At 66.8% G+C, this 20,642-nt stretch carries 19 protein-coding genes; all 19 read left to right on the forward strand.

Annotation, left to right across the window (positions count from 1 at the left end):
* On the forward strand, window positions 1-1,435 hold a 1,435-nt coding region (locus VLA96_07305), incomplete at its 5' end, for a hypothetical protein (GenBank protein HSE48995.1).
* Window positions 1,436-1,542: 107 nt separating this feature from the next.
* Entirely contained in the window at window positions 1,543-1,995 is a 453-nt protein-coding gene (locus tag VLA96_07310) for a nuclear transport factor 2 family protein (GenBank protein HSE48996.1), read from the forward strand.
* 265 nt (window positions 1,996-2,260) lie between these two features.
* A complete protein-coding gene (locus tag VLA96_07315; protein ID HSE48997.1) occupies window positions 2,261-2,965 on the forward strand; it encodes a prepilin-type N-terminal cleavage/methylation domain-containing protein in 705 nt (234 codons plus the stop codon).
* Window positions 2,966-2,984: 19 nt separating this feature from the next.
* Window positions 2,985-3,542 carry a prepilin-type N-terminal cleavage/methylation domain-containing protein gene (locus VLA96_07320; GenBank protein ID HSE48998.1) on the forward strand — a complete coding sequence of 186 codons (558 nt, stop codon included), beginning with the start codon at window positions 2,985-2,987 and terminating at the stop codon, window positions 3,540-3,542.
* 8 nt (window positions 3,543-3,550) lie between these two features.
* Complete coding sequence (locus VLA96_07325) at window positions 3,551-4,279, forward strand: prepilin-type N-terminal cleavage/methylation domain-containing protein (GenBank protein ID HSE48999.1); 729 nt, start codon at window positions 3,551-3,553, stop codon at window positions 4,277-4,279.
* A 24-nt stretch (window positions 4,280-4,303) separates the two neighbouring features.
* Window positions 4,304-6,010, forward strand: a complete 1,707-nt coding sequence (locus VLA96_07330) for a PilX N-terminal domain-containing pilus assembly protein (protein HSE49000.1) — start codon at window positions 4,304-4,306, stop codon at window positions 6,008-6,010.
* Window positions 6,011-6,037: 27 nt separating this feature from the next.
* A complete protein-coding gene (locus VLA96_07335) occupies window positions 6,038-6,580 on the forward strand; it encodes a hypothetical protein (GenBank protein HSE49001.1) in 543 nt (180 codons plus the stop codon).
* A gap of 72 nt (window positions 6,581-6,652) precedes the next feature.
* A complete protein-coding gene (locus VLA96_07340) occupies window positions 6,653-7,594 on the forward strand; it encodes an A/G-specific adenine glycosylase (protein HSE49002.1) in 942 nt (313 codons plus the stop codon).
* A 73-nt stretch (window positions 7,595-7,667) separates the two neighbouring features.
* The gene (locus tag VLA96_07345; protein HSE49003.1) at window positions 7,668-8,171 is read left to right on the forward strand and encodes a TlpA disulfide reductase family protein; all 504 of its coding nucleotides are present in this window, start codon (window positions 7,668-7,670) and stop codon (window positions 8,169-8,171) included.
* A 158-nt stretch (window positions 8,172-8,329) separates the two neighbouring features.
* Window positions 8,330-10,021: a M28 family peptidase gene (locus VLA96_07350; protein HSE49004.1), complete on the forward strand. Its 1,692-nt coding sequence runs from the start codon at window positions 8,330-8,332 to the stop codon at window positions 10,019-10,021.
* Between the two features lie 329 nt (window positions 10,022-10,350).
* On the forward strand, window positions 10,351-12,612 hold the full coding sequence (locus tag VLA96_07355) for a hypothetical protein (GenBank protein ID HSE49005.1): 2,262 nt from the start codon (window positions 10,351-10,353) through the stop codon (window positions 12,610-12,612).
* 147 nt (window positions 12,613-12,759) lie between these two features.
* Entirely contained in the window at window positions 12,760-14,103 is a 1,344-nt protein-coding gene (locus VLA96_07360; GenBank protein ID HSE49006.1) for a cyclic 2,3-diphosphoglycerate synthase, read from the forward strand.
* A complete protein-coding gene (argF, locus tag VLA96_07365; GenBank protein ID HSE49007.1) occupies window positions 14,100-15,077 on the forward strand; it encodes an ornithine carbamoyltransferase in 978 nt (325 codons plus the stop codon). Before VLA96_07360 ends, argF begins: the two co-directional genes overlap by 4 nt.
* Window positions 15,078-16,070 (forward strand): carbamate kinase, encoded by a 993-nt coding sequence (arcC, locus tag VLA96_07370; protein ID HSE49008.1) that lies wholly within the window; start codon window positions 15,078-15,080, stop codon window positions 16,068-16,070. It begins immediately after the preceding gene.
* Complete coding sequence (gene pyrB / locus VLA96_07375; GenBank protein HSE49009.1) at window positions 16,067-17,017, forward strand: aspartate carbamoyltransferase; 951 nt, start codon at window positions 16,067-16,069, stop codon at window positions 17,015-17,017. Before arcC ends, pyrB begins: the two co-directional genes overlap by 4 nt.
* Before the next feature lie 5 nt (window positions 17,018-17,022).
* Window positions 17,023-18,240, forward strand: a complete 1,218-nt coding sequence (rocD, locus tag VLA96_07380) for an ornithine--oxo-acid transaminase (protein HSE49010.1) — start codon at window positions 17,023-17,025, stop codon at window positions 18,238-18,240.
* Between the two features lie 171 nt (window positions 18,241-18,411).
* The gene (locus tag VLA96_07385; GenBank protein HSE49011.1) at window positions 18,412-19,737 is read left to right on the forward strand and encodes a hypothetical protein; all 1,326 of its coding nucleotides are present in this window, start codon (window positions 18,412-18,414) and stop codon (window positions 19,735-19,737) included.
* Window positions 19,718-20,131, forward strand: a complete 414-nt coding sequence (locus VLA96_07390) for a cyclic nucleotide-binding domain-containing protein (GenBank protein ID HSE49012.1) — start codon at window positions 19,718-19,720, stop codon at window positions 20,129-20,131. The genes VLA96_07385 and VLA96_07390 overlap by 20 nt, the downstream gene beginning before the upstream one ends.
* On the forward strand, window positions 20,106-20,624 hold the full coding sequence (locus VLA96_07395) for an SRPBCC domain-containing protein (protein ID HSE49013.1): 519 nt from the start codon (window positions 20,106-20,108) through the stop codon (window positions 20,622-20,624). Before VLA96_07390 ends, VLA96_07395 begins: the two co-directional genes overlap by 26 nt.
* The last annotated feature ends 18 nt before the right edge of the window (window positions 20,625-20,642 follow it).

Consider the following 20,642-nt stretch of genomic DNA (forward strand, 5'->3'; position numbering starts at 1 on the left):
CTCGCCGCACTTCCTCGAGGCGGTGGCCTACGCGCGGCAGGTCGGCTACTTCAGCGTGCAGGCGGCGACCAACGGCATCCGCTTCGCGCAGGATCCGGCGTTCGCGCACGCGGCCGCGAAGGCGGGGATGCGTATCGCCTACCTGCAGTTCGACGGCATCGGCAACGCCGCGAATTCGCACCGCGCGGTCGGCAACCTGTTCGACGTGAAGCTGCGCGCCATCGAGAACCTGTGGGCCTCCGGCGTCGACATCGTCCCGGTCACCACCATCGTCAACGGCATCAACAACGAGCAGGTGGGGCGCATCATCCAGTTCGCCCTCGATAACCCGCGCAAGATCAGCTTCCTGTCGTTCCAGCCGGTCTCGTTCACCGGCCGCGACGAGGAGATCACCGACGAGCGCCGGCAGGCGCAGCGCTACACGCTCTCGCACCTGGCGCACGACGTGAAGAAGCAGACCGGCCTGGGCGAGCCGGCGCGCGACTGGTTCCCCATCTCCTTCATGTCCACCTTCAGCGACTGGGCCGACCTGATCCACGGGCCGAGCGCGGACTGGGGACAGCTCTCCTGCGGCTGCCACCCGAACTGCGGCGTCGGCATGGCCATCATGATCGACAAGGAGACCAAGGAAGCCAAGCCGGTCACCGAGTTCCTGTATGGCGACCAGCTGGCCAAGGACATCGCGAAGGTCAACGATGCCGGCCGCGGCCGCTTCCTCTCGGTCGTGGGCATGGCGCTCGCGCTCATGCGCAACTACGACCCGTTCAAGTCGCCCAGGCACTTCAAGCTGATCGACCTGATGCGGAAGTTCGACAAGACCTTCGGCGCGACCAAGAACGCCGACAAGAAGTACGGCTCGGTCAAGGGTGAGCGGACGCTCGAGGATATCGAGCGCCGCCGCCAGGACCGCTGGAACTTCCTGTTCATCGCCGGGATGTGGTTCCAGGACCTGTGGAACTACGACTTCCGGCGCACCGAGCAGTGCATCATCCCGTACGCGACGCAGGAGGGCGAGATCAGCTTCTGCGCCTACAACACCGGCGTGGGCTGGCGGAATATCATCGAGAAGATGCACATGACCGCCACCCTCACCAAGTGGTACGAGGAGAACGGGCGGCACGAGATCTTCGCCGGCGGCAAGAAGGTCGGCATGGATTCGGCCGCGCACACCCTCAAGCTGAACGAGGAGCACGTGCACGCCGAGCGCAACCACACGCTCGACGACCTGGGGATCGCCAAGACCGCGCGCGAGGAGAAGATCCGCGCCCGCGACGCGAAGGCCGCCGGCATCGATCCCAAGAACGCCGAGATGATGAAGCTCTACCGCAAGCACGTCCTGGGCGAGAAGGAGCCCGAGGCGTTCGTCTCACTCAACACCCTCATCGCGCCTGCTCCCAAGAAGGAGAAGGTCGAGGAGCCGGTCGCCGGCGACTAAGTTTCTTCGTGTAACCCTGTACAGGCTGCCCACGCGGGCAGCCTTCTTTTTGGTGGCGAGTAGTTGGTGGTTAGCAGTTGGCGCCGGCTGATTTACAATCGCGCGCCATGAAGAGAGTCTTGTCGATGGCGGTCGTCCTCTGCCTCAGCCTGCTCACCACCTCCTGCTGGGAGGAGAAGCAGCCGCCGACCTGGAAGACGGCCACCGGCCCAGAAGCCTACGAGAAGTTGTTCTGGGACGAGGTGAAAGCCAAGAACTGGCCGCAGGTGGAAGGCCGCCTCGGCGCCACCTTCGTCGCCATCGACAGCGAGGGCCGCCACGACCGCGCCGAGACCATGGCGCTGTTCCGCCAGCTCGACCTGCAGGATTTCTCCCTCGGCGAGATGAAGAGCGAACCCAACGGCAGCGACATGATGGTGACCTACACCATCGTCATGCACGGCACCTACAAGGGGCAGCCCCTTCCGAACACGCCGCTCCGCATGCTTACGGTCTGGCAGCAGGTGAAGGGGGGATGGATCGCGGTGGCGCACGCCGATGTCCCCGCGACGAATCCGTAAAGCACTGCCTCCCGAATCACTCCGACAACTTCCCAAGATGTAACAAAAAGTTACGGGTTACCCATCCGGGCCATTGCCTCCGCGCGGGCCTTATCCACGCAAGTCCATGCACCTAAGGCATTTACCTTGCCGATACAGGTGTGGAACTCAGGATGCTTTTGGAGTAGTATCGCTGCCACTCCTCCCCCGGCAGGCACGCAGTCATCCCCCAGGCCTGGAACCAGCACCGACCGCAAAGCAGCAGGCGGCGAAAGCGAGTCATGCAATGAGAAGCAGGAAGAAGCGGGCAAGCGGCTTCACACTGATCGAGCTGCTGGTGGTGATCGCCATCGCCCTGGTCGTGGCGGGCATGGCGATCCCGTACTTCATCAACGTGATCCGCGACTACCGGTTGCGCGTGGCCGCGATCAACGCGATGGGCATGATCCAGGAAGCGCGCATGCGCGCGGTGCGCGACGCGCGGTTCTACTCCGTGTATTACATCGGGGCGAACCCGGTGCAGTACTACGTGGACGTGTACCCGCAGAACGCGAATGGGACATCGGGGAACGGAGGCGCCGCGGTGGCGTGTGACAACCCACCGCCTGCCGGCACGGGGCTGTGCGACCCGGTGATGGGATTCCCGGGCGAGATCGTGCCGCGCCCGGTGGGCACGGCGCCGATGACGGGCCAGCTGCGCAATCTCTTCCTGCCCGGTTCGGCGGTGAACCCGTATGACGGCATGAACGCGCAGAGTCCGGTGAGCTTCAGCGCGGAGGGTGTTCCGTGCCTGCCGGCGGGCGCCGCGGCCGGCATCGTCGGCGGGTCGATCTGCAACTCGCGCAGCAACTGGATGAACCCGGGAGCGCCGGTGGCGTACTGGGTCTTCTACCAACACAATACCAAGCTCACGTGGCAGGCCGTGACGGTGACGCCGGCCGGCCGCATCCAGCGCTGGGTGTACTCGACCGGCGGCTGGGCGATGGCATAGGGAAGCGAGGCGACTCATGATGAAGCTCCGCAGGAAGGCACGCAACCCGCAGGCCGGCATGACGCTGGTCGAACTGCTGATCTCGATGTTCGTGCTGGCGGTCGGTCTGGGGGCGCTGGCGCAGTTGTTCTTCGTCGCGTCGGCGACGAACACGCGCAACATCCGCGACACCAGCTCGGTGATGATCTCGAAGATGTTCCTGGAAGCGGCGATGTCGCAGCACATCAACTCCGCCAACCCGACGTTCGTGACCGATTGCGCGGGGAACGTGTGGAGCGTGGGCGTGGCGGACGCGGCGGCGCCCAACGGCGCCGGCGCGCTGCTCGACAACAACCCGGCGAGCATCACCTACGGCAGCATCAACCGCCTGGGGCAGACCTACGCGGCGGTGCCGGCGAATTACAAGGCGCAGTACGTGGACTGCAACAACCTGCGCTACGACGTGCGCTGGAATTCCATGACGGTCACGCCCGGGGTGGCCCGGCTGATCACGGTCTCGACCCAGCTGCAACCCAACCAGAACGAGAGCCTCACGTTCACCATTCCGGTGTCGCTGCGCGGCATCGGTGGGCCGTAGGAGGAAGCATGAGAACGGAACGCAAGCGCGAGCGCGGATTCTCGCTGCTGGAAATGATGATCGTGATCGTGATCCTGACGGTCGTGATCGGGATCGTGATGAAGGAACTGGTGGACATGCAGCGGGTCAACATGGACCAGACCGCGCGCGTGGACCTGACGCAGGAAGCGCGCCAGTTCCTCGACCAGATCTCGCTCGACCTGCACCAGGCCGGCTACCCGGGCTGGCGCTTGTTCGACTCCGCCGCGCCGCCGACGGCCGACAAGATCGCCAACGGCATGCTGGCCGGCGCCGGGCACCCCATGTTCCCGGTGGAGAACGGCATCGAGTACGTGAGCGGGACCGAGGTGCAGTTCGAGGGCGACATCGACGGCTCGGGCCAGGTGAGCGAGGTCTACCTGCAACTGGTGGACTCGAACGGCAACCCGGCGGTCGCCTGCTCGCTGGCGACGCCCTGCATGTTGCGCCGCGGCGTGATCCCCAAGGCGCTGGCGATGGCTGGGGCGGCGCCGACCTACTACACCGAATTGACCGGCGTGATGAACACCAACATCTTTGCCGCGCGCGATTCGGCGGGCAACGTCCTGGGGCTTCCGGTGACCGACCCCAACGACCTGGGCAACATCCGGTCCATCGACATCACGGTGCAGGTGCGCTCGACCGTGCCGACGTTCGCGGGGCAGTACCCGCTCATCACGCTGGTCTCAGGCGCCAAGATCAACTCGGTTCTGAACTAGCAGGTAGGGGATAAGGAGCAAGCAATGAAACGCAATCCATCGGGTCATCGCAACGGGGAACGCGGCATCGCGCTCATCACGGTGCTGCTGGCGCTGCTGCTGCTCTCGGCCATCGGGCTGGGCATGATGTACATGACCAACATGGAGACCAGCATCAACGCGAACTTCCGGCGGCAGCAGGTGGCGTACTTCGCCGCTCGCGCCGGGCTGGAAGAGGTCCGCGCCCGCATGATGAAGGCGAGCCCGAACAGCCTGTGGCCGCTCATCACCCCGGGCTCCATCCCGACCGCCATCAAGAACTACGACCCGGGAATGGCGCGCGGCCCGCTGACGTTCATTCCGACCGGCAACAACCAGGCCATCCTGTACATCCTCAACGAAGGCAACCAGGCGGGCTCGGTGCGGCCGTGGGACATCAACAACCAGTACTACGACGACGAGCTCTGCCACGACGGCTACAACCTGCCGGGATTGCAGGCGCAGAACAGCATCGACTACTCGGTGCGGTGCACCACGCTGCCGAATGGCAATCTGTGGTATCAGACGGCGACCAGCACGGCGCCGTGGAACGGCACCTCGGCCGCGCTGCCCTGGAAGTGGGCGCGCGTGGCGCTGAAGCTCAACGGCTCGCAGCAGAACTATCCGGTCAGCAGCGTCGCCGGCGCGGCGACAGGGGTGTGCTTCAACGCCGCGAACGAGCAGGTGCTTCCCGCCGGTACGGCGCAGTGCAACGACACGATCCCGAGCATGAACCCGGTCTTCCTGGTCACGGTGCTGGCGGTGACGACCACAGGCGCGCGCCGCATGGTGCAGGCCGAGGTCGGGCTGCAGCCGACGCAACCGTTCCAGTATGGGATGTTCGCCACCGGCAACACCTGCCCGAGTCCGCTGGTCGTCGGCGGTGGCTCGACCACCGACGCGTACTACTCCTCGGCCGGGCCCTATGGCGGCACGAACGTGTACAACACGGGCGGCGACGTGGGCGCGGTCAGCACTGTGACCGTGATCGGCAGCGGCACGGCGATCGGTGGCTCGGTCGGCAGCGTCTTGCCTGCCGGCGTGGGTGCCTGTGGCACAGCTGCCCTGAACACGAGCCAGACCCCACTCGTGGGGAATCCGACCAATGCCGTGTGCGGCGCCGGTGCGCCGACCAACTGCATCGCCAACATCGCGACGGCGCCAATCGTGCCCACGCCACCACCGCCCTCGCCGCTGCCGCCTACGACCAACAAGGTCTACAACAGCAACACGTCGCTGACGCCGGGCACCTATGGCAACGTGACGGTCTCCGGCGGTTCCACCCTGACCCTCGCTCCGGGGACTTACAACTGGAACAGCCTCACGTTCGTCGGCAACTCGAACATCGTCGTCAGCCCTCCGGGCGCGGTGGTGTTCAACTTTGCCGGCACCGGCATCAGCAGCCCGGCGAAGGTCTTTGATATGGGTGGCGGCAGCCTTACGTGCGCCGGCTGCGTGCCCAAGGATTTCCAGGTGATGTACGGGGGCACGGCGAAGATCGCTCTCAACGGCGGCGCAGCCACCTTCATGCAGGTGAATGCTCCGAATGCGGCGATCACACTCTCGGGTAACGGTGATTTCTACGGCGCCATCCTGGGCAAGTCGATCGACGTGAGCGGCGGCGCCAAGTTCCACTACGACCTGGATTCGTCCATCGTCAGCATCTCGAACGCCTACTTCACACTGTTGGCGTTCCGTGAGTCGTTCTACTGAGGCTGGTCTGGAGAGCAAGGAGGAGTGATGAAGTCATTGCTGGGCACCGCGATCCTGCTGCTGGCTGGCAGCCTGCTTTGGGGGCAGACACAACCTGCGCCCGAGAAGAAGGCGAAGCACGTCATCACGGAGGATGAGCTGGTCGCTTCGCGACCCGCGGACTTCGAACCTTCGGTGACCGATGCGTCGGAAGCCTCCCCCGCGGGCGAGGCCTCGGCCAAGGACGGCGAAAAGCCGGCGGACGAACAGCCCGCGGCCAGCCAGACACCGGCTCTCGGCCCGAATGCTGCCGCGGACCTGGAAGCGCTGAAGCAAAAAGAGGCGGAGCTGCAGCAAGAGCTCGGCGAGCTCGAGGCCAGGCTTGCGGAACCGAGCACCAGCGAGCAGAGCGCGAGCGTCCAGTCGTCGATCGATGGCAAGCGCGAGTACCTGGAGTTGATCCAGCGGCAGCGTCAGGAGCTGGAGAAAGCCATTGCCGCGGCTGGCAAGGAACAACCGGCAAGCGCTGCGGAGGGCTCCGAAGCCAAGCCCGCGGCGGCACAGCCCGCGGCGGAGGCGAATCCGCAGTAGCGGTGGACCTTTTCACAGGCGTCCGCCGCGTCCGCCGCGGCGGACGTTTTCTTTTCCGGCTACAATCGCGGCGTGCCGCTCGCCCTCGCTGACTTCCGCCGCCGGCTGCTGCGCTGGTACGACCGCCACGCGCGCGCGCTGCCGTGGCGCGGGACGCGCGACCCGTACCGCGTCTGGCTGTCGGAGGTCATGCTGCAGCAGACGCGCGTCGCTGCGGTGCTGGGCCACTATCGCGACTTCCTGCGGCGCTTTCCGACGCTGCGCGCGCTGGCCGCCGCGAACGAGCGCGACGTGCTGGCGGCGTGGAGCGGGCTGGGCTACTACCGGCGCGCGCGCCTGCTGCACCGCGCCGCGCAGGTGGTCGCGCGGGAGCACGGTGCGAACATGCCGCGCAGCGCGAAAGGATTGCGCGGGCTCCCCGGCGTGGGACGGTACACCGCGGCGGCGATTGCCAGCATTGCGTTCGGCGAGCCGGTCGCCGTGGTGGACGGCAACGTGGAGCGCGTGCTGGCGCGCCTGGCCGGCCGGGCACTGCCGCCGGCCGAGACCTGGCTGCGCGCGCAGGAGCTGCTCGCGCCGCGCCGCGCGGGAGATTTCAACCAGGCGATGATGGAACTGGGCGCGACCGTCTGCCTGCCGGACAAGCCACTGTGCGGGCGTTGTCCCGTCGCCGCGGCGTGCGCGACGCGCGGCGAGCTGCCGCGCGCCGCGAGCCGGCCGCGCCGCAAGCAAGAGGTCGCCTACGCGCTGGCGCGGCGCAACGGTTCGGTGCGGCTGGTCCAGCGGAATGCGAACGCGAGCCTGATGCCGGGGATGTGGGAGCTGCCGGCCTGCACGGCAAATGGCGCACCAGCACTGATGCGCTTGCGGCATGCGATCACCGTCACCGACTACACGGTCGTCGTCTTCGAAGAGCCGTCGCGCGCAGGGAGGTGGGTGGAGATCTCGCGGTTGTCGGAGCTGCCGCTCACCGGTCTCACGCGCAAGATCCTGAAACGCGCGGGCATGCTCTAGAATCTATGGTAGACACGCCCTTTTGGGCGTCCCGGAGACGGCCAGAAGGCCGTCTCTACCGGAGAATCGCCCGATGCCCACGCTCGAAGCCGGAACCAAGGCGCCCGCAGTCAATCTGCCCACGATGACAGGGGAGACCTTCGACCTCGGCGAGGCGCTGAAGCACGGCCCGGTCGCGCTGGCGTTCTTCAAGATCAGCTGCCCGATCTGCCAGATGACGTTCCCGTACCTCGAGCGGCTGCATCGCGCCAACGCGGGCGGCAAGGTGCAGATGGTCGGCGTCTCGCAGGACTCGAAGGCCGACACCGCCGGGTTCCTGAAGGAGTACGGCATCACCTTTGCGGTGGCGCTCGACGACACCAGCCGCTATCCCGTGTCCAACGCCTATGGCCTGACCAACGTGCCGACCGTCTTCCTTATCTCGCCGGACGGCGGCGGCGCCATCGAGCTGACCAGCGTGGGCTGGTACAAGAAGGACATCGAGGAGCTCAATGCGAAGATGGCGGCGCTGGCGGGCAAGGCGCCGCAGCCGGTATTCAAGCCCGGCGAGGACGTGCCCGACTTCAAGGCCGGTTGAGGGTCGAAGAACTAGCGTCGCCGTTGGCGACGCCCAGCAATCAGCGACCAGCAATCAGCGATAAGCGATAAGCCAGTGCAGCAGGCTTATTGCTTATCGCTTACTGCTTATTGCTACCCAGTACAATGGAATGTTTCTTACGCACCAGGGGAGCTGACATGCGCAAGCTGGTCGCAGTGATCATCCTTCTTTCCACGTTGGCGGCGGCGCAATCCGCGAAAGCCGCAAAGACGAAGGCCGCCGGGCCCGGCATCCCAGGCGTCCCCGCGGCGATGCATTCCATCGACGCTGAGCGCATCAAGGCCCAGGTGAAGTTCCTCTCCGACGACCTGCTGGAAGGTCGCGGCACCGGCCAGCGCGGCGGCGACGTGGCGGCGCGGTACCTGGCAGCCGAGTTCGAGCTCTACGGCCTGAAGCCCGCGGGCGACAACGGCACGTACTTCCAGAAGGTGCCGATGGTCGGCGTCACGACCGACCCGAAGCAGTCGACGTTCACGATCGTCCCGCAGGCTGGCGGGGCGATGGAGCTGACCTTCGGCGCGGACTACATCACCACCAACCTCACCCAGACCGAAGTGGCCGAGGTGGACGCGCCCATCGTCTTCGCCGGCTACGGCATCGACGCGCCCGAGTACCAGTGGAACGACTTCAAGGATGTCGACGTGAAGGGCAAGGTGCTGATGCTGTTCGTCAACGAGCCGCCGTCCGACGACCCGAAGTTCTTCACCGGGCGAGCGCTCACCTACTACGGCCGCTGGACCTACAAGTACGAGCAGGCGGCGCGCAAGGGCGCGGTCGGCGTGCTGCTCATCCACAAGACCGAGATGGCCAGCTACGGCTGGGACGTGGTCAAGAACTCGTGGTCGGGCGAGAAGTCGTACCTGCACATCCAGCCGGGCGAGCCCAAGCTGAAGGCGGCGTCGTGGATCCAGCTGGAGGTGGCGCGCAAGGCGCTGGCGGCCGCCGGGCATGACCTCGACCAGCTGCTGGCCGCCGCCAGGCAGCGCGACTTTCGGCCCATCGCGCTGCCGCTCTCGCTCAAGGCGCACATCGTGAGCCAGGTACGGTCGTTCGTTTCCAACAACGTGGTCGCGATGCTGCCGGGTTCCGACGCGAAGCTCAAGGACCAGGCCATCTTCTACACCGCGCACTACGACCACTTCGGCGTCCACGCCAACGAGCCGGGCGACAACATCTACAACGGCGCGCTCGACAACGCCACCGGCTGCGCCATGGTGCTGGAGCTGGCGCGCGCCTGGTCGCAGGCCACGCCCCGGCCGAAGCGCTCCATCTACTTCGCCGCCGTGACGGCGGAGGAGCAGGGCCTGCTCGGCTCGGAGTACCTCGGCAAGCATCCGCCGCTGCCGGCGAAAAGCATCCAGCTCGACCTGAACTACGACGACGTGAAGCCCTACGGCTACCCCGAGCAGCTCGAGGTGGTCGGCTACGACCGCACCTCGTTCGCGCCGGTGGTCGAGCAGACCGCGAAGGCGTTCCGCCTGAAGATCATGCCCGACGCCGCTCCGGAAGCCGGGCACTACTACCGCTCGGACCACTTCTCCATGGCGCGCGTCGGCGTGCCGGCGTTCTCGGTGGGCGCTGGGCGCAAGTACCGCGGCAAGAGCGAAGAGTGGGGCAACAAGATGTACGACGACTACACCGCCAAGGACTACCACAAGCCGTCGGACGAGTTCCGCGAGGAGTTCGACTTCACCGCCAACGCGGTGCTGGCGAAGTTCGGCTTCGTGCTGGGGTGGAAGGCGGCGCAGCAGCCCGGCCAGGTCGAGTGGAAGAAGGGTGACGAGTTCGAGCGGGCGCGACAGAACTCGGCCAAGGGCACACCCGAGTAGGCCCGCCGCTCGCGGCTGGCGGCGTGCGGCGCAGTCGAGCCGCGGCTCGCCGCTCGCCGCGACCCGCCGCCCGCCACGCTGGATCATGCCCGCCCCTATTCCCAAAAGGTAACCTCCGTAACCTTGGGAATCAGCGGGTCTCGTGATACGCTGCGGGCCACATTCAAGGCAGTTCCCCTCGAAGTAAGGCGTGGAATGCGTCGCGGACCCTCATCCTTGGCGTCACGGTTCCGTTCGTGTGGACGTGGTCTAGGCGAGGTTGGCGGGCACCATCGGTGTTAGGGCGCCGGGACTCCACGGGGGACTAGCCAAGGAGCGAGCAGCCCAGGGTGGCATTTTCATTCCTCCAACGCGGGAATCCCGCCGACCACGCGCGGCGGATGAGCCTCTCCACCTACACGCCGGCGCTCACGTTGAGCGACCTGCAGCTCGGGGTCGACAACATCCGGCACGACGTGTGGCTGAGCCCGAAGATGTGCGAGGTGGCGCGCTTCCACATCGGCAAGCTGGTCGCCAAGCACGGGCAGGTCGAGGACATGGTGGCGGAAGACCCGCTCGCCGCCCCGCAGGCGCCGCGCCCCAGCAACAAGATGATCGGGACGCCGGGCGGAGCCCCCAAAGCGCCCCCCAAGCCCCCCGACGCCGGCGACTTCAAGCGCCTGCTGGCCGACCTGCACATCGCGGCGCTGAACCGGGCGAAGTCGGAGGAGAACGTCTCGGTCGACCTGCTGGCGCGGCTGGCGTGCGTGAAGTTCCTGCGCAACGAGATCCTGCAGCAGTACACCCAGGTGCTGGAGCGGTGCCGCGCCAAGCTGAAGAGCATCGAGGGCCTGCGCCACACCACGCCCAAGCACGTGGAGATGCGCGAGCGCTTCTGGCGCTTCCAGGTGGGGAAGAAAGCGGTGCTGCGGCGCGTGGGCCAGGAGATGTTCGCGACGCTGCGCGAGATCGAGAAAGAGACGCTTGCGCGCATGCGCCGTTCGCTGTTCGGCGAGGCGGCGGCTGCCAGCTATGACCTGTTCACCAACCGGCTGATCTTCACCGAAGACGGGCGCGACGACTACCTCAACGCCGAGCACTACGTCATGCTCGGCAACTACGAGCGCGATCCCGACCGCTTCCAGACGATGCAGGAGATCGCCATCGAGTTCCTGAAGTCGCTCGACCTAATCAAGGACCTGAGCGAGGGCGAGCACACGCTCGACGCCGTGCTGAACTCGCCCGAGAACGCGCAGGAACTGATGGCGGGCGGGACGCCGAACGAGGCCGACGACAAGGGCAGGGCGCAGAAGGCGCTGGTCGGCTTCTGGGTCGAGGCGCTGGAGTCGAAGAACGTGATGCAGCACGTCATCGCGTCGTACGAAGCGGTGCCGCTGCTGGGGCAGTACTCTCCGCCCATCAACGCGCAGCAGCTCAAGAACGCGCTCATCTCGCGCACCGAGCGCAAGCGTGTGGAGACGCTGCTGGAAGAGCACGGCAAGATCTCGCCCGACAACCTGAACGCCGCGGTGAAGAAGGTGGAGGCCTGCAAGGGCAACGACCGCGCCAAGATGGCGGGGCGCTTCCTGGTCGATTTCATCCGCTACCACCGCGACCTGCGCCGGCTGGAGTGCCTGGTGGCGGCGATGGACGCCGTCAACGTCATCCTCAACGACAAGCTGCGCGAGCTCTCGGCCATCAACAACACGCTCTACGACTTCCTGCTGCCCGACGAGCAGAAGCCGACCGAGGAGAAGGTGATCCACCACGTCGTCATCAAGGCCGACGTGCGCGACTCCACTACCCTCACCCGCACGCTCTATGAGCGCGGGCAGAACCCGGCTTCGTATTTCAGCCTGAACTTCTACGACCCGGTGAACCGGCTCGTCGCGCAGCACGGCGCGACCAAGGTGTTCATCGAGGGCGATGCCGTCATCCTGGCGCTGTTCGAGCGCGAGGGCGAGCCCGGCTTCGGCGTCGGCCGCGCCTGCGTGCTGGCCAAGGAGATCGTCGAAGTCGTCCACGCCTACAACCAGAAGTCGCTGGCCGCCGGCCTGCCGGCGCTCGAGCTCGGCATCGGCGTCTGCTTCCAGGATTCGCCCCCCATGTACCTGATGGACGGCTCCACGCGCATCATGATCTCCAAGGCCCTCAACGAGAGCGACCGGCTCTCGTCCTGCACCAAGGGCGCGCGCAAGTTCATGACCGCGGGCGACACGCTCTTCAACGTCTATTCGTTCCAGAGCGTCGACGACGAAGACACCGGCGGCATGCCGGAAGAGTTCCTCGTGCGCTACAACATCGGCGGCGTCAACATCAACCAGTCCGCCTTCGAGAAGCTGAAGAAGGAGATCTCGCTCCAGCCGCACGAGCTGAAGCTGCCCATGCTCTACGGCGAGGAGATCGTGCGGCTCTACAGCGGGCTGGTGCCGCTGCCCTCGGGCTCGTTCCAGCGCATCGTGGTGCGCGAAGCGCGCACGCCGCACATCGACGCCCGCGACTTCTCGCTCAAGCACTGGACCGACCGGCCGTACTTCGAGGTCTGCACCAACCCTGCCATCTACGAGTACCTGGAAAGCGGCCTGGCCGCCCAGGCGACCACCGGCGACTAGTCCAACCCGCACGCCTGCAAGCGCTTAGCGGGAATGTGCGCCACGCGTCACCCCTCACCCCCGCCTGTGACCTGCCTCACCGAAATGGCCCCCGTCCGGGACGACGATATCCGGTTGGCAATCCTTGCTCCCGGAGCCCTCATAGCCATGAAACGGATACTGATCCTCGGCGCAGCCGGCCGCGACTTCCATAACTTCAACGTCGTCTTCCGCAACGACCCCGCGTTCCAGGTGGTCGCCTTCACCGCCACGCAGATCCCCGACATCGCCGGCCGCACCTACCCGCCGGAGCTGGCGGGCGAGCGTTACCCCCAGGGCATCGCGATCCGCGACGAGAGCGAGATGGAGCAGATCATCCGCGACGAGCGGGTGGACGCTGTCGTCTTCTCCTACAGCGACGTCTCGAACCAGGCGGTGATGCTGCTGGCCGCGCGCGCGGTCGCCGCAGGCGCCGACTTCTGGCTGCTGAGCGCGGAAGAGACCATGATCAAGTCGTCGCTGCCGGTGGTCTCGGTGTGCGCGGTGCGGACGGGCTGCGGCAAGAGCCCGGTGTCGCGCGCCGTCGCCGCCGAGCTGCGCGAGCTCGGTTTCCGGCCGGTCGTGATCCGCCACCCCATGCCGTACGGCGACCTCGCCGAGCAGGCGGTGCAGCGCTTCGCCACCCTCGCCGACCTGGAAAAGAACAAGTGCACCATCGAGGAGCGCGAAGAGTACGAGCCGCACATCATGAAGGGCACCACGGTGTACGCGGGCGTGGACTACGCTGCCATCCTGCGCCAGGCCGAGAAGGAAGCCGACGTCATCCTCTGGGACGGCGGCAACAACGACACGCCCTTCTACCAGCCCGACCTCGAGATGGTCGTCGTGGACCCGCACCGTGCCGGCCATGAGCTCACCTACTATCCGGGCTCGGTGAACCTGCTGCGCGCGCAGGTGATTGTGATCAACAAGGTCGACACCGCGAAGCTGCCCGATCTGGAGACCGTCCGCAACAACATCCACCGCTACAACCCGAAGGCCCGGGTGATCGAGACGGCCTGCCACGTCAGCGTGCCGGACCCCGAGCTGGCGAAAGGGAAGCGCGTGTTGGTGGTGGAAGACGGGCCGACGCTCACCCACGGCGAGATGCCCTACGGCGCCGGCGTGGTCGCGGCCAGGCTCTACGGCGCGGCCGAGATCGTGGACCCGCGGCCGTTCGCGGAAGGCTCCATCCGCCGCACCTTCGAGAAGTTCCCGCACCTGCAGAACCTGCTGCCGGCGATGGGGTACAGCCCGATGCAGCGCGCGGAACTGGAAGCCACCATCAACCGCGTCCCGTGCGACCTGGTGCTGGTCGCCACGCCCATCGACCTGGCGAGCGTGATCCACATCGAGAAGCCGGCGCTGCGCGTGACCTACGAGGTCGAGCCGCGCCTGGGCCTCAACTTCCGCGACGCTCTGGCCGACTTCGCGGCGCGGTACCAGTCGGTGTCGGAGGCCGACTACGCATGAACAAGGATTTCGTCTCCATCCGCGACCATTCCTCTGAGGAGATCCACGCGCTGCTCGACCTGGCGTGCTGCATCAAGGCCGACCCGTCGGCCTATGCGCACACCCTGAGCGGCAAGACGCTGGCGATGATCTTCGAGAAGCCGTCGCTGCGGACGCGCGTCTCGTTCGACGTCGGCATCCAGCAGCTGGGCGGCTTCTCCGTCTACCTCTCGCCGGCCGAGATCAACCTCGGCCGCCGCGAGACGGTCTACGACGTGGCCAAGAACCTGGAGCGCATGGTGCAGTGCGTCATGATCCGCACCTTCGCGCACGAGACCGTGGAGAAGCTGGCGGAGTTCGCGAGCATCCCGGTCATCAACGGGCTCTCGGACTTCAGCCACCCGTGCCAGGCGATGGCTGACTACCTGACCATGTTCGAGCTGAAGGGGCACCTCGCCGGGCTGAAGGTCGCGTACGTGGGCGACGGCAACAACGTCGCGCACTCGCTCATGTTCGCCGGCGCGCAGCTCGGGGTGGACGTCTGGATCGCGACGCCGCGCGCCTTCGAGCCCGATTCCGGCGCGGTCGACTGGGCGCTGCATCGCGCCGAGCAGACCGGCGGCAACATCACGCTCACGCACAATCCGGAGTGGGCGGCGAAGGATGCCGACGTCATCTACACCGACGTGTGGACCAGCATGGGGCAGGAGGCGGAGGCCGAGCAGAGGCGTCCCCAGTTCCTGCCCTACCAGGTCAACGCCGAGCTCATGCGGCGCGCCAAGGGGGAAGCCATCTTCATGCACTGCCTGCCCGCGCACCGGGGCGACGAGGTGACCGCCGAGGTCATCGACAGCGAGCAGTCGGCCGTCTTCCAGCAGGCGGAGAACCGGCTGCACGCGCAGAAGGCCATCCTGCTCACCCTGCTGCGCGACGTGCCGGTGGCGGCGCACGAGACCACGCGCCGCCGCATGTTCGCGGGAGAGCTGGTGCGCTGAGTGAAGACCGCGCTCATCGCCGTCGGCGGCAACTCGCTCATCCGCGCGGGTGAGAAGGGCACGGTCGCGGAGCAGGTCGCCAACGCGCGGCGCACCGCCGGCGCCATCGCCGGCCTGGTCGCCGATGGCTGGCGCCTGGTGGTCACGCATGGCAATGGCCCGCAAGTCGGCGCGCAGCTCTTGCGCTCCGAGCGCGCCTGCGACCAGGTCCCAGGGCAGACGCTCGACGTCTGCGGCGCCGCCACCCAGGGCGAGATCGGGTACGTGCTGGCGCAGGCCCTACGACATGAGCTGGCCGCCGTGGGCCAGCAGATACCCGTGGTCAGTCTCGTGACGCAGACGCTGGTCTCGCGCGACGACCCGGCCATGTCCCACCCGACCAAGCCCATCGGGCCGTTCTACTCGCGCGCCGACGCCGAAGCGCGCCGCCGCGAGTTCGACTGGCAGATCGTGGAAGACGCCGCCCGCGGCTACCGTCGCGTCGTGCCCTCGCCCGAGCCAGTCGAGATCGTGGAACTCGAGGTCATCCGCGATCTGGTCGAGCGCGGCGTGCTCGTCGTGGCCTGCGGCGGCGGCGGCATCCCGGTGGTGCGCTCCAACGGTGGCGTCGCGGGCATCGAAGCCGTCATCGACAAGGACCGCGCCTCGGCGCTGCTCGCCTCCGCGCTGGGGGTGAACCTGTTCATCATCTCTACCGACACCGACTACGTGTACCTCGACTACAAGAAGCCGGCGCAGCAGCCGCTGCGGCGCGCCACCGTCGCCGAGATGGAGGGGCACTACCGCGACGGCCACTTCCCGCCCGGCAACATGGGACCGAAGGTGGAGTCGGCGCTGCGCTTCCTCAAGGCCGGCGGGCACGAGGTCATCATCACGTCCTACGAGCACCTGGTGGAGGCCGTGGCGGGTCGCGCCGGCACGCACATCCAGCCGGAAGGCAGCGTGCGCGACGTCGTTCACCGCGAACTCATCAGCGCAGGAGCAGAGCCATGAGCACAGCCACGCTGAACCCCCCGGCGGCGGCGCGCGTCCGCCTGGAGCACGTCATCGAGTCGCAGCAGTTCACCGTGCCGCTGCTGATGGAGCTGTTCCACCGCTCGGCCGGCATGGAGCGCCTGGTCGCGCGCGGTGGCACGCAGGATTACCAGAACCGCATCCTCGCGACGCTGTTCTACGAGCCTTCCACGCGCACGCGCTTCTCCTTCGAAGCCGCGATGCACCGGCTCGGTGGCCGCGTGCTCTCAAGCGAGCACGCGCGCAGCTTCTCCTCGGAGATGGACGGCGAGCAGGTCGAGGACTCCATCCGCATCATCGGCAATTATTCGGACGTCATCGTGATCCGCCACCACGAGGAAGGCGGCGCCAAGCGCGCCTCCGAGGTCTCGCCCGTGCCCGTCATCAACGCCGGCGACGGCCAGGGCGGCCAGCATCCCACGCAGGCGCTGCTCGACCTCTACACCATCTACCGCGAGCGGCCGCTTCACGGCCTGAGCGTCGCGCTCATCGGCGAGCTCGACAAGGGGCGCACGGCCCGCTCGCTCGCCTACCTGCTGGCGAAGTTCGACCGCGTGAAGCTCTACTTCGTCGCGCCGCCCGAGATGCAGATGCGTGACGACATCCTGCAATACCTCGAGCGGCACAATGTCTGGTACGAGCTCACCGAGGACCTGCCGCGCGTGGTAGGCGAGGTCGATGTGGTGTACCAGACGCGCATCCGGCCGGAGCGCGTCATCGACCGCGGCGGCCTGCTGCGCTTCGCGCTGCACTCCGGGCTGCTCTCCCGCATGAAGCGCGAGGCCATGATCCTGCACCCCCTGCCCCGAACGGTAGAATTGGATAAGACCGTCGACCGCGATCCGCGCGCGTTCTACTTCCGCCAGGCTGCCAATGGACTGTTCGTGCGCATGGCGCTGCTAACGATGCTTCTGGATAAGGATTAGGAATCATGACGACCCTCCTCGAACAACACCTGCAAGCCGCCGAGTTGATAGACCTGGAAGATCGCTATGGCGCCCATAACTACAAGCCGCTCGACGTGGTGCTAGCGCGCGCCGAGGGCGTCTGGGTCTACGACGTCGACGGCAAGCGCTACCTCGACTGTCTCGCCGCCTACTCCGCGGTGAACCAAGGGCACTGCCATCCACGCATCCTCGAGGCGATGCTCGAGCAGGCGCACAAGGTCACGCTCACCTCGCGCGCCTTCCGCAACGACCAGCTCGGCCTGCTCTACGAAGACCTGCACCGGCTGACCGGTTTCGACATGGCGCTGCCCATGAACACCGGCGCCGAAGCCGTGGAAACGGCGGTCAAGGCCGCGCGCAAGTGGGGATACAAGGGGAAGGGCATCCCCGACGGCCAGGCGGAGATCATCGTCTGCGCGAACAACTTCCACGGGCGCACCACGACCATCGTGAGCTTCTCGACCGACGAGCAGTATCGCGACGGTTTCGGCCCATTCACGCCCGGCTTCAGAGTCATTCCGTTCGGTGACGCCGAAGCTTTGCGCGCCGCCATCACGCCGAACACCTGCGCGTTCCTGGTGGAGCCCATCCAGGGCGAGGCAGGCATCCTGATCCCGCCGCGCGGCTTTCTCGCGGAAGCGGCGCGCCTCTGCCGCGAAAACAACGTGCTGCTGATGTGCGACGAGATCCAGTCGGGCCTCGGCCGCACCGGCAAGCTCTTCGCCTACATGCACGAGGGCATCCGGCCCGACCTGCTCATCGTCGGCAAGGCGCTTGCCGGCGGATTCTATCCCGTGTCGGCCGTGCTGGCGTCGAAGGAGATCCTCGGCGTCTTCCATCCCGGCGACCACGGCTCCACGTTCGGCGGCAATCCGCTTGGCTGCGCCGTCGCGCGCGCCGCGCTGCGCGTGCTTGTCGAAGAAAGGATGGTCGAACGCTCCGCGGAGCTGGGCGCTTACTTCCTCGAGCGGCTGCGCACGCTGCGCAGTCCCGACCTCAAGGAAGTCCGCGGCATCGGCCTGTGGATCGGCCTGGAGATGAACAGCGCGGCGCGGCCCTACTGCGAGCGCCTGAAGGACCAGGGCGTGCTGTGCAAGGAGACGCACGACCGCGTCATCCGCATCGCGCCGCCGCTGGTCATCACCCGCACCGAGATCGACTGGGCGTTCGCGTGCATTCGCCGCGTCATCGAAAGCACCTGACCCCAAGCGCCTTCTCGTCTCGCAGTGTGATAGCGGTCACAGACTTCCGTCGCGCCGGGCCCCACGATGCCGCACGACGCTCGCGCAGCATGCGGACGTAAGGGAGGGTTCATGTTTCCCGACGGCTCCGCACCAGCACCCGATACGCCTCGGCTGGAGAATGGATCGCGAGTGGCCGTGATCGGCGGCGGCCCGGCCGGTTCGTTCTTCAGTTACTTCCTGCTGCAGACCGCGACCCGAGTGGGCCTCGGACTCACAGTCGATATCTATGAACCGCGCGACTTCCACGTCAGTGGTCCCGCCGGCTGCAACATGTGTGGTGGCGTGATCTCCGAGACGCTGGTGCAACATCTTGCGACCGAGGGCATCACGCTGCCCGAGACCGTGGTCGAGCGCGGCATCGACTGCTACGCGCTCCACCTGGACGTAGGCAGCGTGCGCATCGAGACCCCGCTGCACGAGAAACGGATCGCGGCGGTGCATCGCGGCGCGGGGCCGCGCGGCATCGCGTCGCCCAACCCTTGCGGGTTCGACGCCTTCCTCCTGGCGCTGGCGCAGTCGCACGGCGCGCGCCACCTCCGCCAGCGCGTTGAGAGCGTGAATCGGGCGGAGGGGAAGCCGCTGGTGCGGGCGCAGGGAGGCGCTTCCGCGACCTACGACCTGGTCGCCATCGCCACCGGCGTCAATGGGCCGAGCGCCAAGCTGGTGCAGTCGCTCGGCCTGCCCTATCGCGAGCCGCCGAGCACCAAGACCTACATCTGCGAGTTTCTGCTGGGACGGGAGACCGTGCAGGCGACACTCGGCTCGGCGATGCACGTGTTCCTTCCGCACCTGCCGCGGCTGGAGTTCGCCGCTATCATCCCGAAAGGCGAATTCGCCACGCTGTGCGTGCTCGGTCACGACATCGACAAAGCGATCATCCGCGAGTTCCTCGAGCTGCCCGAAGTGCGCGCATGCATGCCGCCGGGATGGGAGCCGCCGGTGGACCTCTGCCACTGCTCGCCGCGCATCAGCACCGGGCCGGCGCTGATCCCTTACGCCGACCGCCTGGTCTTCGTGGGCGACTGCGGCACCACGCGTCTCTATAAGGATGGCCTCGGCGCCGCCTATCGCACCGCCAAGGCAGCCGCCAAGACGGCCATCTTCCACGGCGTCGGGGCGCGCGATTTCCAGCAGCATTTCGAGCCCACGTGCAACTCCATCGCCCATGACAACTGGCTCGGCCGCCTGGTCTTCGTGGTGACGCGCGTCATCCAGCACAATCGTCTGCTGCGGCGCGGCCTCTGGCGCATGGTGTCGCGTGAGCAGGGCGTCAGCGGAGCGGAACGCCGCATGAGCATCGTGCTCTGGGACACCTTTACCGGGAGTGCGCCCTACCGCGAGGTCGTGCTGCGGACGCTGCACCCCCGCTTCCTGCTGCGCTTCCTGTGGGAGATCGCGGCGGCCGGTTTCGAACGGTCCACCGATTGGAGGACTCATGCCAGCCATGCTCGGTAAGCTCTACCGCGACGGCGAATACATCATCCGCCAGGGTGAGACCGGCGACTGCATGTACGTGTTGCAGTCGGGCGAGGTCGAGGTCGTGCGCCGGGACGGCGGCCGCGAGTACTGCCTTGCCGTGCTGGGCGCGGGCGAGTTCTTCGGCGAGATGGCGCTGGTGGAACGCGACGTCCGCGTCGCCAGCGTCCGTGCCCTGGGCGACGCCCAGGTGCTCACGCTCGACAAGTCCAGCTTCCTGCGCCAGGTGCACCAGGACCCCTCGCTCGCCTTCCGCCTGCTGGAGAAGATGTCGGAGCGCATCCGCCATCTCAACGAGCGCCTCGTCAACATGAGCAGTTCACTCCTCGAAGACCTCGAAAGGGAACATGCCACAGTTGATCGTCCGCACTGAGGTGTTGATTCGCGCCCCGGCCCAGCGTATCTGGGATCTCATCCTGGACTTCGAGAACTACCCGCGGTGGAATCCTTCCATCCGGCGGGTCCGCGGCCACGCCCTCCCCGGCGAGCCCGCTGTCCTCTGGGTGCCGCTGTTCCCGTTCGGACCGTGCCTTCCCGTCCACGTCATCTTTTTCGAGGTCGAGCCGCCGCTCCGGCTGCGCTGGATGGGGACTCTCCTTGTTCCCGCACTCTTCTGCGGCGATCATCGCTTCATCCTTAGCCCGGAGGAGGCGGGTACGATCCGGCTCATCCAAGAGGAGACGTTTCACGGCATGCTGGTGCCTTTGCTGGCGCCCTTGTTGCGCCGCCGCCTGGGGCGACTCTTCCATCAGACCTCGATGGTCTTCAAGCAGCTTGCCGAGTCGCGCGACCGGCCGGCCACGTTTCCGGTAAAAGTGGGAGGGCCCGGCGAAGGTCGTCTTCGGCCGGATTCGTCCGCCGGCTAAGACCCGGGGTATGATGCC

Source organism: Terriglobales bacterium (genome assembly GCA_035457425.1).
Classification (GTDB): Bacteria; Acidobacteriota; Terriglobia; order Terriglobales; family Acidobacteriaceae; genus JACPNR01.